Origin of the sequence: Paludibacter sp. 221 (assembly GCF_010501035.1) — a bacterium.
Taxonomy (GTDB): domain Bacteria; phylum Bacteroidota; class Bacteroidia; order Bacteroidales; family Paludibacteraceae; genus QVMH01.
On record NZ_QVMH01000058.1, the window covers coordinates 1 to 14,885 of the forward strand.

Annotated in this window: 15 protein-coding genes; 7 read left to right on the forward strand and 8 right to left on the reverse strand. The window is 41.6% G+C overall.

Translation table 11 applies throughout. From position 1 onward, the window contains the following. Positions 1-138: 138 nt before the first annotated feature. Positions 139-723, reverse strand: a complete 585-nt coding sequence (locus D0T49_RS11440) for a DUF1287 domain-containing protein (RefSeq protein ID WP_163631553.1) — start codon at positions 721-723, stop codon at positions 139-141. 92 nt (positions 724-815) lie between these two features. After that, on the reverse strand, positions 816-2,231 hold the full coding sequence (locus D0T49_RS11445; protein WP_163631556.1) for a hypothetical protein: 1,416 nt from the start codon (positions 2,229-2,231) through the stop codon (positions 816-818). Between the two features lie 232 nt (positions 2,232-2,463). Between D0T49_RS11445 and D0T49_RS11450 the strand changes: the two genes are divergently transcribed. The 7 genes from D0T49_RS11450 to D0T49_RS11480 all read left to right on the forward strand — a co-directional run bounded on the left by D0T49_RS11450 (position 2,464) and on the right by D0T49_RS11480 (position 8,494). Next, positions 2,464-2,961 (forward strand): CvpA family protein, encoded by a 498-nt coding sequence (locus D0T49_RS11450; protein ID WP_163631559.1) that lies wholly within the window; start codon positions 2,464-2,466, stop codon positions 2,959-2,961. After that, on the forward strand, positions 2,954-3,544 hold the full coding sequence (locus D0T49_RS11455; protein WP_163631562.1) for a ribonuclease HII: 591 nt from the start codon (positions 2,954-2,956) through the stop codon (positions 3,542-3,544). Before D0T49_RS11450 ends, D0T49_RS11455 begins: the two co-directional genes overlap by 8 nt. Positions 3,545-3,745: 201 nt before the next feature. Next, entirely contained in the window at positions 3,746-3,916 is a 171-nt protein-coding gene (locus tag D0T49_RS11460; RefSeq protein ID WP_163631565.1) for a hypothetical protein, read from the forward strand. A gap of 323 nt (positions 3,917-4,239) precedes the next feature. Then, complete coding sequence (gene mdh / locus D0T49_RS11465) at positions 4,240-5,181, forward strand: malate dehydrogenase (protein WP_163631568.1); 942 nt, start codon at positions 4,240-4,242, stop codon at positions 5,179-5,181. Positions 5,182-5,383: 202 nt separating this feature from the next. After that, positions 5,384-5,785, forward strand: coding sequence for a Fur family transcriptional regulator (locus D0T49_RS11470; RefSeq protein ID WP_370519673.1), 402 nt, complete (start codon positions 5,384-5,386; stop codon positions 5,783-5,785). A gap of 219 nt (positions 5,786-6,004) precedes the next feature. Next, positions 6,005-7,291 carry a hypothetical protein gene (locus tag D0T49_RS11475; protein ID WP_163631574.1) on the forward strand — a complete coding sequence of 429 codons (1,287 nt, stop codon included), beginning with the start codon at positions 6,005-6,007 and terminating at the stop codon, positions 7,289-7,291. Positions 7,292-7,399: 108 nt separating this feature from the next. Further along, the gene (locus D0T49_RS11480; protein ID WP_163631577.1) at positions 7,400-8,494 is read left to right on the forward strand and encodes a glycosyltransferase; all 1,095 of its coding nucleotides are present in this window, start codon (positions 7,400-7,402) and stop codon (positions 8,492-8,494) included. 179 nt (positions 8,495-8,673) lie between these two features. Here D0T49_RS11480 and D0T49_RS11485 read toward each other — a convergent pair whose 3' ends face one another. The 6 genes from D0T49_RS11485 to D0T49_RS11510 all read right to left on the reverse strand — a co-directional run bounded on the left by D0T49_RS11485 (position 8,674) and on the right by D0T49_RS11510 (position 14,879). Beyond that, complete coding sequence (locus tag D0T49_RS11485) at positions 8,674-9,165, reverse strand: hypothetical protein (protein WP_163631580.1); 492 nt, start codon at positions 9,163-9,165, stop codon at positions 8,674-8,676. 9 nt (positions 9,166-9,174) lie between these two features. Further along, positions 9,175-9,762, reverse strand: coding sequence for a LemA family protein (locus D0T49_RS11490; protein WP_163631583.1), 588 nt, complete (start codon positions 9,760-9,762; stop codon positions 9,175-9,177). 223 nt (positions 9,763-9,985) lie between these two features. Next, on the reverse strand, positions 9,986-11,305 hold the full coding sequence (locus D0T49_RS11495) for a YgcG family protein (protein WP_163631586.1): 1,320 nt from the start codon (positions 11,303-11,305) through the stop codon (positions 9,986-9,988). A gap of 20 nt (positions 11,306-11,325) precedes the next feature. Next, entirely contained in the window at positions 11,326-11,820 is a 495-nt protein-coding gene (locus tag D0T49_RS11500; RefSeq protein ID WP_163631589.1) for an FKBP-type peptidyl-prolyl cis-trans isomerase, read from the reverse strand. Positions 11,821-11,878: 58 nt separating this feature from the next. Beyond that, positions 11,879-13,255, reverse strand: coding sequence for a lactate utilization protein B (locus D0T49_RS11505; RefSeq protein ID WP_163631592.1), 1,377 nt, complete (start codon positions 13,253-13,255; stop codon positions 11,879-11,881). Positions 13,256-13,994: 739 nt separating this feature from the next. Continuing rightward, positions 13,995-14,879 carry a cell division protein FtsL gene (locus D0T49_RS11510; RefSeq protein WP_163631594.1) on the reverse strand — a complete coding sequence of 295 codons (885 nt, stop codon included), beginning with the start codon at positions 14,877-14,879 and terminating at the stop codon, positions 13,995-13,997. Between the last annotated feature and the right edge of the window lie 6 nt (positions 14,880-14,885).

Consider the following 14,885-nt stretch of genomic DNA (forward strand, 5'->3'; position numbering starts at 1 on the left):
AGACTTATAGCTTGTAGCTGATAACTTGTAGCTAACTAAATCATTCCTCATTTTTATCCGAAGAATGTGAGTGCAAATGTAAAGGCTTGATTTTTGAGATACAAATATTTAACGGAAAATGAAAAATCATCCGGTTATTCATTTTTTAAAACGATAATGCCCTATGATTTTATAATCGAACAGACAATCTTCCGACACCTGCCCTGCCCCTATGTTGTGTACAATGCAATATCTAATGTTATCAGCCGAACGCTTGTTTGCCACTATGCCAATGTGAGTAACAGCACCACCCAGATTCCAGCATACAATATCGCCGGGTTGGTAATCGTCGGGATTGTCTGATATGGATTTTACTTCACCATAGCGCGAAAAATAAGTCATAAGATTAGGCACACGCCGGTGGTCGATATTTTTATCCGGATGCTTCAATCCCCATATCTTAGGATATTTATCAAAATTCGCCTTCATATCCTCATGAACTTCTTTCTGAAGGTCGATACCCAGTTTGCGATATGCCCGGACAACCACATCTGTGCACACACCCTTATCGGCCGGAACATCGCCATTGGGATAAGGTATAGTGAAATAAGAAGGGTCATAAGTTACCCTTTGGCGTGTAAGCTCCATAGCTGCATCCGAAAGGCGAACAAAAAAGTCATCTTGTGCAAAAGCTGATGTTACACACAAAAGAGAGGCTAAAAGTAATCCGGCAATTTTTTTCATACTACAATAAGCAAAAAAAAGAGAAGCAAAATGTTTTTACTTCTCTTTTTATAACGCTTTATATCTTGTTTTATTATTAAAGCACGAATGTCTTATCTGCTACTCCGCGAAGTTGAGCCTGACGACCGTGACGAAGAGGACGAAGAGCCTGAACTACGGCTACTGCCCGAAGAGCTCGTACCTGAAGAGCGGCTTGGGCTCGAACTGGAGGAACCGGTGGATTGGCGAACACTTGTGCCGGACGAGCGGTTGCTTGATGATGATGAACCGGACGAACGGGTAGATGTAGGGCTTGAATTGCTACGCGAGCTTGAGCTGTTAGAGTTTACCGTTCCGCTTGAGTTACTTCTGCTCGACGATGAGCTGTTTCTTGGCTGGGTAGTAGTTTGTTTGCTACCTGAGCTTGAACTGGACGATGAACGGGTACTTGTGCCCGATGAATTCGAGTTCTGACGCGTATTGGTAGTAGAGCTTGGCTGTGTTGTAGTCTGACGGCTTGTGCCCGACGAGTTAGTGCCTGTGCCCTGTGTATTTTGCCTGCTATTGGTAGTAGAAGTGCCCGAGCTGTTCTGCCTACTGTTAGTTGAGGTTCCCGAAGTATTTTGCCGGCTATTGGTCGACGAATTTGAACGTGGACCGGTAGTCGTACTTGAGGACGAGCTTCGGCTCGGAGTAGCGGTGCTGCTGTTGCTACGCGTTCCGCTTTGGTTTGTACGGCTTTGAGTTGCTCGCGAGTCTCTTGCCTGCATTTCGCGTGTATTTCGAACGTTTGTGTTACGGCTGGTAAACGATTGTCCGGGATTGCGTTTTGCATAATCGCTACGGCTCACAGTAGTGCTCATACGGCTTACTGTACGCTGATTACGTACCTTTGTGGTATAATTGTAATTGTTACGGTTGTTTACGTGTATATGAATGTTGTTAATATATACGTTGGTACGTACAGGTGCTTTGTGGTAATAATAGCGTGGATAGTACCCCCAGTAATATGGCGAACGCCAAACTACATAATGCGGAGCCCAGAATGATGTATAAATAACGGGAGTGGCATAAAATACAGGCTCGATAATATAGTTTACACCATAGATGTAAGGATCGCCTACTATTTGTACGTAAGCAGTGTTTCTATTCTTCGATTCAACAACAATGGTTGCTACATCCTGAAAAACATTGTAACCTAAAACAGCTTGAACAACTACCAGCCGTGTACGGTTTTCGTACATCTCCACCACACGCAGATAATCAACTTGTCCATCCCTGTTCAAATCCAGATTGGAAATACCGCTTTCATAATCATTCAGACGGTACTCGAAATCTTCCAGATTGCGCGAGTTGGCAAAAACTGTAGCCACAGCCCGCAAGTCGAGGTTGTAACTGATGTCGTCGCTCATAGCTTCCACAGTAACAGTTTTGGTAGGTACAGGTTGCGTATGCACTTGTGTAACACAGGAAGAAGTCAATATAAACAACATAGACAAGGTAAGCGGGGCAATTATTCCTGTTTTCATGATAAATAATTTTAATGGTAAATAATTTGTTTTAATTTGCTTTAATACTTCAACATTCAAAACCCATGCCAAAATTAAAAAAGATATTCTACTAAAAAACACACCCGACACAAGAAAGTTCAATTTCGGCACCATACTTTTAAAGCATAAAATGATAAAAGTATGGTATGCAGGAGTTAACAGCTCACAACAAATTACTATATTTGCAACAAATCAAAATAAATAAAACGTTATGAATATTTTTGATATATGCATCATCGTTCCGGTAATTATCGGGTTTGTAGTCGGATTGTTCAAGGGGCTCATTAAAGAATTGATTTCATTAGCGGCAATCGTACTCGGAATTTTAGGTGCAAGGCTGTTCGAGCCTCAGGTATCAAAGCTACTCATGTCAATGTTCGACATGAAAGCCTCCATTGCGCAGCCACTCTCCTACCTTATACTGTTTCTGGCTATTGTAGTTGTACTGCTCGTTGTTGCAAATCTGCTCGATAAGCTATTCTCTGCCATTGCGCTCGGAGGGCTTAATAAGTTTCTTGGAGGAATATTTGGCGCACTGAAATACGCGTTAATAGTAAGTGTACTACTGAATGTAGTAGATGCTTTCGACCGTAAATCTTCGTTCATAAAAAAAGAAACAAAAGAAGAATCTTTCTTTTACGAGCCTTTGACCAATTTTGCTCCTGTACTGTGGAAAGAAGCTAAAGTATTGTTCGACGAAGATGAATAACAAAGAACCGTTGCAAAGCCATTTTTCCACATTCCGTTTCGAGTGCGGATGCGACGAAGCCGGACGCGGCTGCCTTGCCGGGCCTGTAGTGGCGGCGGCGGTAATTCTACCCCCCGATTTTACGTGCGACAAGCTAAACGATTCCAAGCAACTTAGCGAAAAAGAACGGGACAAGCTACGCCCCGTAATAGAAGAAAATGCACTCGCATGGGCGGTATCGTTTGTCGACAACAACGAGATTGACGAAATAAATATCCTGAACGCATCTATACTTGCCATGCACAGGGCAATAGACCAATTGCTGATGCGACCGGAATTTATCATTGTGGACGGCAACAGGTTTAAACCATATCAGGACGTTCCACACCAGACCATAGTAAAGGGAGACAGTAAATTCCTTTCGATTGCAGCAGCGTCGGTACTTGCCAAAACACACCGCGACGAGTTTATGCTAAAACTACATAATGAATTTCCACACTACTGCTGGGACAAGAACAAGGCATACCCTACCAAGACACACCGCGAAGCCATCCGGCAGTTTGGCATTACGCCATACCACCGTATGAGCTATAGGCTGATTTAAATCAAGAGCCAAGAATCAAGAATCAAGAATCGAGAGCCAAGAATCAAGAGCCAAGAACCAAGAATCGAGAGCCAAGAATCAAGAGCCAAGAACCAAGAATCGAGAGCCAAGAACCAAGAATCGAGAGCCAAGAATCGAGAACCAAGAACCAAGAATCAAGAACCAAGAATCAAGAGGCAAGATAAAAGATATAAAATAAGTTTGGTAACAGCACGTAATAGCGGACATTATTCGTGCCGTAGGTACGAAACCATTTCAGCAAGTAGCGTACCTACGGCACGCAGAGGCAGTGCTAAAAGCAGCCGTTACCAAACTATCGAGGCTGTCTCAAAAGTCTTTTTTGAACGCCGCTCGATATTTCGCTTGGCGTAAGCCAAGAAATTACGCAGGTTACGCAAATTTTGTTTTTTGTAACTTGCTTTATTTCAACAAAATAAGATTTGCGTGAATTTGTGTTTATCTGCGCAATTTGCGTTCTCTTTCCTTTTGGGACACTCTCTTTACATCCTCCTCCCAGTAGTTACCGAGAACAATAATGCAATTTTTTTGTTCTTACTATACAACCATTCATTAGCAGTTGTTAGCTTATTTTATTTTATAAAATAGATTAAAGAAATTTTTCTTCAATTCTATTATTCGTATCTTTGCAAACGTTTTTCTAAAAAGAATTTTCAAACTTATAAAACAATAACAATATGTCAAAAGTAACGGTAGTAGGCGCCGGAAATGTAGGTGCCACATGTGCAAATGTTCTTGCCTTTAACGAAGTGGCAGACGAAGTAATCATGTTGGATGTAAAAGAAGGCGTTTCGGAAGGAAAAGCACTTGATATGTTCCAAACAGCAGGCTTATTAGGATTCGATTCTAAAATAGCAGGTTATACAAACGATTATGCAAAAACAGCAAACTCGGATGTAGTTGTAATCACATCGGGAGTTCCACGTAAGCCGGGTATGACCCGCGAAGAGCTTATCGGTGTTAATGCCGGAATTGTAAAAAGCGTAGCCGAAAACATTCTGAAATACTCACCTAAAGCAATCCTCCTGATTGTAAGCAACCCAATGGATACAATGACCTACTTGGCATTGAAAACTACCGGACTTCCTAAAAATCAAGTTTTTGGTATGGGAGGAGCTTTGGACAGTTCACGTTTCAAATGCTACTTAAGCAAGGCTCTTGATGCCAATACAAGCGAATTGGAAGGATTGGTTATCGGCGGACACGGTGATACTACAATGATTCCTCTGACACGTTTTGCCACTTACAAAGGCCGTCCTGTTACCGACCTGTTAGGCAAAGAAGAACTTGACAAAGTGGTATCAGACACAATGGTGGGCGGTGCTACACTTACCAGCCTGTTAGGCACTTCGGCATGGTACGCTCCGGGAGCTGCTGCTGCCTATGTAGTAGAATCAATTATTCACGACCAAAAGAAAATTATCCCAAGTTGTGTTTACCTCGACGGCGAATACGGACAAAAAGATATTTGTATCGGTGTTCCGGCAGTTATCGGTAAAAACGGTATCGAAGAAATCATTGATTACAAACTTAATGAGGAAGAAAAAGCATTATTTGTTAAAAGTGCCGACGCAGTACGCAAAACAAATGACATCTTGAAAGAGATAAAAGCACTGTAATCTGTTAAATTATCATACTTTATCAAAAGCCGTATATAATAATACGGCTTTTTTTTATTAAAAAATGGACTATCGAGATATTTTTCTATAATTTTGTAAACAGGAATGATAATCCAATAAAAAAGACTATATTTGTAATTGTTACAATTTAGACTTAATTCCATATTGACCTAAAAAACACTCCAAAATGACTAAAAATATTGTGCAGGCACAACAACATCTGTTGAAATATTCGATAAAACCTTCGGTACAACGAATTGCTGTAATGAATTTTTTGCTGAACAACAAAATACACCCTACTGTTGATGAAATTTATATCAGTTTGAGCCCATCAATACCGACTTTATCTAAAACAACGATATATAACACCTTGAACTTATTTGCCGAAAAGGGTGCTGTACGTGTTTTAAGCATCGATGAAAAAAACGCACGTTATGATGTAGATATTTCGGCACATGCGCATTTCATCTGCAAAGGGTGTGGCAAAGTGCATGACCTGACGGATATCAATCCGGATATATTCAAAATTCCCGAAATCAAAGGATTCAGTTTCGACTCGGCCGAAATATCGTACAGGGGAACCTGCTCCAACTGCATGAACTAAAAAAACAATATAAGACGGTTGCAACCCGTATTATATAAAAGTACACTCTCTTAGTGTACTTTTTTTATATCTTTGCTGCCAATTAGCAAGTTACGTTTTACTCAACTCTTTTTATTCAAATTTGTTCTATCTTTATTATTTTTGTACAAGCTGTTTCAGCAAAATCATTCAGGTGAGGATACAGAACCTTAATAAAGAAGCATTTAAGAAAAAATAATTATGAAAAAAACACTACTCATCATCCTATCGTTTATTTTTATCTCACTATACCTCCATTCGCAGGAAAAAAAGAAAACAGGCTTCGGTTTCGGAGCATTACCTGCCGTTTCGTACGACTCCGACCTTGGATTCCAGTACGGGGCTATTGTAAACCTTTATCACTATGGAGATGGAAGCCGCTACCCACGCTACAACCATTCGTTGTATCTGGAGTACTCAAGATACACCAAAGGCACGGGAATAGCACGGCTCATGTACGACTCGGACCGCCTGATACCCAAAGTACGTACAACGGTAGACGTAACTTACCTTACCGACCGTGCAATGGATTTTTACGGATTCAACGGTTATCAGAGTTACTACAATGGCGATTTAAAAAACGACGAATCCACCCGCTTTTTTTACAAAAACGACCGTAATATGTTCCGTGCAAAAGCCGATTTTCAGGGTAGTTTCGGAGCTTCAAATTTTGGTTGGGTAGCAGGTTATACTTTCTATCATTTCGCAATGGATAGCGTGAACTATCAAAAACTGGGCACTGATAATCAGGAAAGGACATTGTACCAGCTTTATCAGGACTGGGGGCTGATTGAGCCTGAGGAAGCGAACGGCGGAAGCATAAACTACCTTAAATTAGGATTTAAATACGACTCGCGCGACCAGCTGGCTTCGCCAATGAAAGGGATATGGACAGAGGCTGTAATACAAACTGCACCAAAATTTATGAACCGGACATACCCTCATACTAAATTTGCTCTGATACACCGCCAATACTTTACCTTGATACCGAACGACATGTCGCTTGCATATCGCATCGATTACCAAACCACTATTGGCAACAGCCATGTTCCATATTACGCGCAACCGCTGGTTATCACCAGCTTCCTTACAGCCGCTTACTCACAAGGGCTTGGAGGGAAGACATCAGTACGTGGAGTACTTCGCAACCGTGTGGTAGGCGATGCTTTTGCTTTCGGTAACTTTGAATGGCGTTGGAAGTTTGTACGCTTCGAGCTGTGGAAGCAAAACTTCTACGTGGGTACAAACGTATTCTTCGATACAGGAGTAATATTAAGGCCAATCAAGATGGATTTATCGAACGCGCCGCAAGAAGCACAGGAAAAATACTTCAGAGATTACGAAAAAGGTAAATTCCACTCCACACTGGGAGCAGGGCTTAAAATAGGTTGGAATGAAAACTTCGTAATATCTGTCGACTTCGGCAAGGCGCTGAACAAGCAGGATGGAAACACCGGATTTTACATCGGATTGAATTATATGTTTTAGTCAATGGTCAAACAGACAACAGCCTACCAACAACTGTTGACTATTGACCAACGACTGTAGACAAGCATTATCTTGATTCTTGGCTCTTGATTCTTGATTCTAAATACTATGTGGCTCATTACTACAACTACAATTCTTATTGCGTTATACATCATCCTTATCCGCATATTCAAAGCAGGATGGAAAAACATGGACGATTTTCATCCTCACAGGAGAATTGTGGAGAGCGACATTAAAGTATCTGTAGTTGTTGCCTGCAAAAACGAAGAAAAAAGCCTACCACACCTTATCCAAGGCTTAAGAAACCAAAGCTACAAAGATTTTGAACTTATACTGGTAAACGACCACTCTACAGACCATACAGCGCAGATAATGCAGGAGTCGCTAAGCCGGTTCGAGAATGCTGTCTACATTGAGTCCGACGGGCAAGGCAAAAAAGCAGCCATCGCCAAAGGTATCAAACAGGCATCGGGCGAATTAATCATTACCACCGACGCCGATTGCAGCCCGAAAAAAACATGGATTCAGACCATTGTCGATTTCCAAATTCAAAACCCGTCGCACCTTATCATATGCCCGGTAAAACTAAGCGGTAGAAAGGGGATTTTCTCCCATCTACAGCAGTTTGAGTTCACCAGCCTTACAGCCTCAGGAGCAGGGGCGGCAGGAGCACAAATGCCTATTATGTGCAATGCGGCAAACTTGGCATTCCCCAAAGAGGCGTGGCTCAAAAGCCAGAAAGACCTAAAGATGGAAGAACAGTCGGGCGACGATATGTTCCTGCTGCAAAGCATAAAAAAACGGGGAGGAATTATCCGTTTCCTACGGTCGAAAGAAGCCTTTGTAGAAACCGAGCCTGCAAAAAACCTGAAAGCATTCGTCCGTCAGCGCAGGCGATGGGCAGGAAAATCTACTGCTTATACCGACTGGCATCTGATATTTACCGCTTGTGTGGTTTTCGGAGTTTGTCTAGCTCAGTTGCTGTTGCTTATATTCTCTTTTTTCAATATACTATACCTGTATATTTTCTTACTCTTTTTCGTACTGAAATACTGGGTAGACACACAGTTTCTGAATGAGGTTAGTGATTTTTACTCGCTGAAATCGGTGGAATTTTATTCGTTTTGCCTGTCGGTGATATATCCTTTTTACATCGTTTTCACCGCTATTTCAGCTATCGTATTTAAACCAAAGAAGTGGTAAGATAAGACACACAGGTTCACATAGCTTATAAGTATTTCTACTTGTGTTTCTATGTGTTTTCGTAGGTGTCCCCCATTGGCGCAAGTTTAGCGTAATGTAACTTGTGCCGAAAATAAATGCAGTTTAAAACTGCAAAAATAGAGGCACAAGTCACAGACTTGCACCAATGTGTATTTAAATTATCTATATTTGGGAGTAACGATAAGGAAATCCCCATTACGGGATACGGTAAAAGGTTTTAAGGATTCCTTGGCTGGCCCTTTTTCTACATAGCCTTGTCCCCAGTTCAAATTGAAAGTAGAGCCACACTCTTTACATACTGCCGACAGGTTCGACTCATCAGAAGATACGCTAACCTTGATATTTTTATCTTTCTCGTAAGGGCAGCACATATCAAATGCCGCATGAATTACACTACCACCACTATTTATATCAACATAGGCATAGATAAGGACTCCACCATAGCCTATATCGTAAACCCCAATAGCAGGGTTTCGCTCAGTAAAAGTAACGTACTCACCGGCAGCATACAAATTTATATAGTTAACAAGATTCAGCCGTACGTTGACAGGCGCATCGGGTATGGACGAGATGTTATTGTTGCACGCTGTAAAAACAACTGCATGCAACAATACAATAATGATATATAAATTTATTTTCCGTTTACTCATGCACCGATATTAAAACTCAACACGCGGAGCCTGAGATGCACCGGCTTCTGCCTCGAAATATGGTTTTTTCTCGAACCCGAACATCGACGCAAGTATGTTTTTAGGAAAACGGCGGATATTGGCATTATAAGCCTTTGCCATTTCGTTAAAGCGTTGACGCTCTACCGCAATACGGTTTTCGGTACCTTCGAGCTGAGCCTGAAGTTCAAGAAAGTTTTTGTTAGCTTTCAGGTCAGGATAATTCTCGGTTATCATCAACAAACGACCTAACGCCGAGCTTAACTCGCCCTGTGCAGCTTGATATTGTTGCAGTTTTTCGGGGGTCAGATTATCAGCATCTACAGTAACCTGAGTTGCTTTTGCCCTTGCAGCAACTACATTTTCCAACGTTTCGCTCTCGTGCGAGGCATATCCCTTTACAGTAGCCACCAAGTTCGGAATAAGGTCGGCACGGCGCTGATATTGGCTTTCTACATTAGCCCATTGTGCCGAAACGCTTTCTTCTGAATTTACCAAACCATTATAGCCACTTATTGCCCACAATGCTATTAGTGCAATAACGGCAACCACAATAATAATGACAGTGTTCTTTTTCATAATTTTCCTAATTGCTCTCTGTTTAAGGGAGAGCCTTTTGTTTTAATTAATGTAATATATTTATTTTCAAATTTATGACACATAGGTTCAGTTAGTTCACACATAGAGACACATAGTTTATGAACATTCTACTGTGTTCTTTTGTCCTTTCGGATTACAAATCCGATGAAAGAAAGGCTATGAAGCCTTGTAACTCGTAACTAAACACTTGTAACTATATCACTTACCATCGCCCCACAGCACCACCGCCTCCTGAACGTCCACCGCCAAAGCTACCGCCACCGCTAAAGCCTCCACCACCGCGAAGAACGCTTCCGGCAGCCATGCCTCCGGCTACTGCTCCTGCATTGGAACGGCGCAAGCGTGGGAGTTTTGTGTTTTTATGTTCCTCGTATCCGCAGAATTTACACTTATATATCGTTTGCTGTACCCCTGTACTCACATAGGTAGGTGCAACAATCACTTTGCTTCCGGTTTTTATAAAGGCTTTGGTTCCGCACTTTGGGCATATGGAATATGCGCTTGGTTTATCCAACGTAAAAACAAGCGTATTGTCACATTTATCGCATAAGAAAACATCATAATCAACAGCACTCAGTTGTTCCTCAAACTGCTGCGATACACTCAGATACTTGTCTTCATCCTTTTCCGAAAGAATGTGCATTGTTCCCCCGCACACGTCGCAAGGTATTGGCTGGCGGCGTATTTTACGCATCCGGTATTTGGCGTACAAATTGGCCGGAATAGCCAAAAAAGGCATCGGGATTACCAGTATAATGTATTCGGCACGGATGAAAAAAACTACTATGAAAAGAGTGATAAGCGGAAGAATAAAAGAAATAACGCTTACCATACCCGACTTCTGGCTTTTTATAGCTTTATAACGGGCAATATTGGTAGGATACCGCTTATCGTTTTTTACCTTACTTACAATACTGTTGACCCACAGGAAAGACAATAAAACTATAATAATATACAATGCCAACGCTATGGGCAAGACAACTCCCCATTGTATAAGTTCTTCTGCAGGCACAGCTACCGGCTCCTCGCGAATGACAGAAGCAACACGCTGAACACCAGCAAGCATACCTGCGTTATAATCGCCCTTGCGGAAATAAGGGAACATGGCTTCCTCCTGTATGCGCCTGCCAAGGGCATCAGTCAGCACCCCTTCAAGACCATAGCCCGTTTCAAATTTAATGGTACGCTGGTCGAGCACAAAAACAATGAGTAAACCATTGTCGGCTCCGGCTTTTCCTATTCCCCATTTTTCAAACAGTTTCACACTGAAATTTGAAATATCCTGAGTCCCAATAGAGTTAACCGCTACAACAGCAACTTCTGCTTTTGTATCATTTTCGAGCGAATTTATCACAGCGTTAATCTGAGATACTGTTTGACGGCTAAGGATACCATCAGGATTACTAACAAAATTAGTCGCATCGTACTGATTAGGACGCGGAATCGATTCGACAGCATATTGTTTCTGAGCCGAAACAATTACCGAAACGAACAATGAGATAAGAAAAACAACTTTCCTCATAAGTGCTTAAAAACTGTTTCTTAGTTTGATTGCGTATAAAAATCGTGCAACTCTACACGATGGTATATAAGCGTGGTATAAGGGGGTACGGAACTTGTGCCATCTTCTCCATAGGCCAGCTCATATGGCAAACAAAACTCATAAATAGCATTTAGTTTCATCATTTTAATTCCCTCCTGAAGCCCGGCAGACAAATAACTAAGAGTTGCGGTAGAAGGCGTTACGTCCGAATTAACCTTCTCATTCATGAAAACCTCCTGATAACTCACAACGACAACACTTTTATTGCTCGGTTTTGCTGTTCCGATTCCTTCATTCAGTACACGGTACAACAAACCGCTCTCAGTACGTTGCCAATAGTTTTCATCCGAACTTTCCTTTTTCAGTTCCTTTTGTTTATTAAACCACTGGACGTTCATGTACTTCCAGTCGAGATACCTGTCTTGTTTGCACGAAGTGAACGAAAAAACCAAAATAAAAAACAATGTTGTCAATCCAAATGCAGTACGTTTCATATATAAGTAGTTACAAGTATTAGTAAGATACAAGAATAAAGAGCCAAGAGCCAAGATTTTAATTTTTTTTATTCTTTCTATATTGTTGCGAAAACGATTTTCGGGCAAACTTAGGCATCGAACGCTTTGGCCCCCAGCCTACAAAGTTGAATGGATACAAAGCTACATTTTTTAATCCGGATGGGAAAACATCAAAACCAATGCGTTTGGAGCTTATCATTCGGAAACCCTTCATAGCACCACGCTCAACAAGTGGGCGATGATAATTCTCCACCGCTTTCCGTCGGTTTGTAAGCAATATATCGGTCAACGGGATTCGGACAGGGCATACCTCCGCACATTTCCCACAAAGCGACGATGCAAAACTCAGGTGCGAAAAATCCTTAAATCCACGGAAAAAAGGCGTTAAAACCGAACCGATAGGCCCGCTATAAGTGGTATTATACACATATCCACCTATGGTTTTATATACCGGACAACCATTGAGGCATGCCCCGCAACGGATACACGATAGCGCTTCGTAAGCATCATCATCTTCATATACAGTAGTACGTCCGTTATCAAGCAATATGACATACATTTGCTCAGGCCCGTTTGCTTCGTCCCCCTGTCGGGGCGCAGTAATGATAGTATTATAGGCAGTTATCTGCTGCCCTGTTCCCTTTGCAGCCAGGAGCGGATAAAACAGCCCTAACTGATTCATCCGGGGAATAATCTTTTCGATTCCGGCAAGTACAATATGTACTTTAGGAAAAGCGGTGGTCATTACGCCATTACCCTCGTTCTCGGTAACAGAAATTCCACCCACATCAGCCACCAGAAAATTAGCCCCCGTAACTCCTACATCGGCAGTAGTATATTTTTTTCGTAGCACCTGACGTACATACTCTGTCAGTTCCTCGGGTGTGCTGCTTTCGGGTGTATTGAACTCTTTATGAAAAAGCGCGGCAATATCTTCTTTCGATTTATGCATAGCGGGCGTTACAATATGGTAAGGGCGTTCGCCCGCTACCTGTACGATAAACTCGCCAAGATCAGTCTCTACCGACTCGCAACCCACTTCTGCCGCCACGTGGTTAAACTCTACTTCCTCCGTTGTCATCGACTTACTTTTCACCAGCAAGCGGGCTTCGTTCTCCAGCAATATATCTTTAATATACGAAGTAGCTTCTACCGTATCTTTGGCCCAAAGCACTTTCACGCCCCGCTTTGTGATATTCTCCTCGAACTGAATCAGGTACTTGTCCCAATCCTTCAGCATATTACGTTTAATGGAGGCAGCCCTGTTCCTTGCTTCTTCTATATCCTGATAGCGTGCGATGCCTTTGGCTACAGCAGCATCGTAACGCGATATGTTGAAGTTTATCGTTCTGCGGTGCCGCTCGTCGAAAGCAATCCGTTTGGAGCCTGTATGAAATTGTTTTGTTTCGGACATTTTTCCTTATAATCGTTTTATTCTCTTTAATCTTTCGATTCTGAACCACAATAGACACAATAGTTTTTTTATGATAGAAATCAGAATAACACCAGTTGGTGTTATTTAAGAACACAATAGCTGCGAATAGAGAACTTGGCTATGTGTTCTTTAAAAACAGTTTTCTACTGTTTTTAAATCTGAAAAACAAATGATGAAGCATCTATTAGGGTAACCGCATCAAAATTACATTCTAATCCCCAAATTCATTAGATACTGCTCTTTCGTTTCTCACTCTCAAAGTCCCTCTCTTTGAGAGAGGGATTTAGGGAGAGTTATAGTACCCTCATTTTTATTCTTTTCGTCCTCAAGCCGGACAGGCTTTTACTTTTTCCTATAGCTGAAAAAGTAAACAAAAAANCCTGCTTCGCTAAAATTCAGCTTCACTACGCTACAGGCTTTGAAACTCCTCGCTTTGCTCGTCAAACAGCAAATCCTGTTTAACGCTGCGTTATGCTGAATTTTTTAACGCTCACCAGCTGAGGCGGAAAGGTTAGCTTCGGCTACGAAAGAATAAAGTAGCAATTCTACATATTTTGATACCCTGAAGCATCTATTGTATCCGCTCGAACTTGTTCGCTTGGCTTTGCCAAGAATTGTGGTTAAAAAAAATCATCACTTATATACCTAATTCAATAATTTTATCTCCATTTTCGTCTTACCGAATTATAAATCCAAAAGGACGAAAGACATTCTTAATTTATTTTCTTATTTCAAACTGAAAACTACCTACAAGGCTTCCATCAACAAAGAAATCGGCACGGTAATCTCCTATCTGAAGTATTTCTTCCACTTTCCAATAAATAACATCATCTACGGCTTCTCCGTCATACTCAAACTCTTTTGTAGCCGAATATACGATATTCTTATCCTCGAAAGGAAATACGTTTTCGGGGCTTTTCGTCAGCACCTCATCATCAGGCCGTGTAATGCGCAGGTAAATTGTTTTAAGTCCCGGTTGCGTTGTTATATTCTTGGATACTGTATAATCAAATTCCAAAGTAGCTATCTGCGAGTAACGTTTTGTAGCACGGTCTTTTGCATTGAGGGTTTTCATCTCAAAGTTGGTTATATCAAGCCTTGACGCACGCGCTACAGTTTCGCTCAGCGTTTCACGTTCTTTGGATAGTACCTCCACCTTTTTAGTGGCTACCTGATATTGATGGCGAACCTGTTTGTTTTCTTTCTCAAGACGGGTGTTCACCGCATTCAGCGAGTCAATCTGAACTACATAAGTTTTCATCACAGTACGCACGGTGGTCAGTTCCTTTCGGAGCTCAGCTATCCTCCGCGCATTGGTTGCTTTGGTAATACGCAGTTCTTCAAGTAACTGCTGCACTTTCATCTGCTCATTTTCCAACAGTTTCACAAGCGAATCGTTGCGCAAAGTAGTAGGATAGTTGCCATACTCTATGCTAAGTTCTGAAAATTCATTTTCCAACTGTTCTTTCTCAAATGCCATCATCTCTACAATTTCGTTCATTTCTTTAGTGGACCGGCGAGATTGGTGAACGAAATAAATAACAACTCCAATAAGAATTGCGATAACAACAGTAAGTATTATGATAAAAGACTTTTTATTCATAAAAAT

What these genes read in the sequence shown, in the direction of transcription:
- D0T49_RS11440 (WP_163631553.1), bottom strand. Translation starts at nt 723, where the DNA reads ATGAAAAAAATTGCCGGATTACTTTTAGCCTCTCTTTTGTGTGTAACA.
- D0T49_RS11445 (WP_163631556.1), bottom strand. Translation starts at nt 2,231, where the DNA reads ATGAAAACAGGAATAATTGCCCCGCTTACCTTGTCTATGTTGTTTATA.
- D0T49_RS11450 (WP_163631559.1), top strand. Translation starts at nt 2,464, where the DNA reads ATGAATATTTTTGATATATGCATCATCGTTCCGGTAATTATCGGGTTT.
- D0T49_RS11455 (WP_163631562.1), top strand. Translation starts at nt 2,954, where the DNA reads ATGAATAACAAAGAACCGTTGCAAAGCCATTTTTCCACATTCCGTTTC.
- mdh (WP_163631568.1), top strand. Translation starts at nt 4,240, where the DNA reads ATGTCAAAAGTAACGGTAGTAGGCGCCGGAAATGTAGGTGCCACATGT.
- D0T49_RS11475 (WP_163631574.1), top strand. Translation starts at nt 6,005, where the DNA reads ATGAAAAAAACACTACTCATCATCCTATCGTTTATTTTTATCTCACTA.
- D0T49_RS11480 (WP_163631577.1), top strand. Translation starts at nt 7,400, where the DNA reads ATGTGGCTCATTACTACAACTACAATTCTTATTGCGTTATACATCATC.
- D0T49_RS11485 (WP_163631580.1), bottom strand. Translation starts at nt 9,165, where the DNA reads ATGAGTAAACGGAAAATAAATTTATATATCATTATTGTATTGTTGCAT.
- D0T49_RS11490 (WP_163631583.1), bottom strand. Translation starts at nt 9,762, where the DNA reads ATGAAAAAGAACACTGTCATTATTATTGTGGTTGCCGTTATTGCACTA.
- D0T49_RS11495 (WP_163631586.1), bottom strand. Translation starts at nt 11,305, where the DNA reads ATGAGGAAAGTTGTTTTTCTTATCTCATTGTTCGTTTCGGTAATTGTT.
- D0T49_RS11500 (WP_163631589.1), bottom strand. Translation starts at nt 11,820, where the DNA reads ATGAAACGTACTGCATTTGGATTGACAACATTGTTTTTTATTTTGGTT.
- D0T49_RS11505 (WP_163631592.1), bottom strand. Translation starts at nt 13,255, where the DNA reads ATGTCCGAAACAAAACAATTTCATACAGGCTCCAAACGGATTGCTTTC.
- D0T49_RS11510 (WP_163631594.1), bottom strand. Translation starts at nt 14,879, where the DNA reads ATGAATAAAAAGTCTTTTATCATAATACTTACTGTTGTTATCGCAATT.